The 1,153-nt window shown below is 54.8% G+C and carries 1 pseudogene; it reads left to right on the forward strand.

What is annotated here, in order from left to right:
- The first annotated feature begins 133 nt into the window (after positions 1 to 133).
- A pseudogene (locus GOW16_RS22625) lies at positions 134 to 885 on the forward strand (IS110 family transposase).
- The last annotated feature ends 268 nt before the right edge of the window (positions 886 to 1,153 follow it).

Here is a 1,153-nt window from a genome sequence, read left to right on the forward strand (position 1 = left end):
CGCGGCGAACGTCGACTATGCGAGCTGCTACTGCAGCAACTGAGATATAGGTCGAATGTCTGCTAATGGTCTGTACCGGCTGCTTCCCCCAGCAGGTTAGGCTTTGCCTATTTCTGCGAGATGGAGAAGTGGCATGGCGAAGAACACAATCGATGAGTTGATGTCGATAGGGATCGATATTGGCAAAGACACGTTTTACATCGTGGCATTTGATCCAAATGGGCAACTGGTGATGCGCAAGCAGATAAAATGATTGGCTCTGGTCGTGATCTTCGAGAAGCTGCCACGTTGCATTGTCGGGATGGAGGCCTGCCTGAGCGCGCATTTCGTGAGCCGGACGCTGGGTAAGATGGGCTTTGAGTCGAGGATCATTCCCGCGATCTATGTGAAGCCATTCATCAAGGGCCAGTAGAACGATTACAACGATGCTGAAGCGGCTTTGTGTCCCAACTTACCGGTCGTACCGGAGAAAACTGTGTCAACGTCATGACGTTCCCGGGGATCGGACCAATGATCTCAACCGCGATGGTTGCGGCCATCGGCGCTGGTGAGGCATTCCAGCGAGGACGTGATTTTGCAGCATGGGTTGGCCTCGTACCACGACAATACAGTACAGGCGGTCGCACAGTGCTTGGCCGCATATCTAAGCGCGGCAGCCGATATTTGCGAATGCTCTTCGTTCAGGCCGCCAAGGTCGTCTTGATGTGTACCAACCGTTGGCCGGACTTCAGCTTCGGAGAATGGTTGACGCGGGCCGCAGAACGGATGAACCGCAACAAGCTTGCCATCGCTCGCGCCAACAAACTCGCGCGAATGGCTTGGAGCGTCTTGAGGTATAAAACTGCGTTTGACGCACCACAAGACGAGGTCGCAATCGGCGTTTAAGCCATATCGACCCAAAGGAGTTCGCGACTGACAGCAAGCATGGAACGGAACAATTACGCCCCCCGGAGTCTGACGGCCCATTCGGTCATCTTGGACCTTGCCGCCAATTAGACCACGGCGCGTGCGTAACCCAACAAGGCGGCGACTCGCGTGTCGACCAGTAGGCCGGATACATATGAGCGACTTCCGAGAACATGCGAAACCATTTGCGAACAGCAGCCCGTACATACATTTGGGCCGCCCGTAAAGACAACCTTGGGAAATCAGG

It is taken from the genome of Ruegeria atlantica (assembly GCF_013033965.1).
In the GTDB taxonomy this organism is placed as follows: Bacteria; Pseudomonadota; Alphaproteobacteria; order Rhodobacterales; family Rhodobacteraceae; genus Ruegeria; species Ruegeria atlantica_D.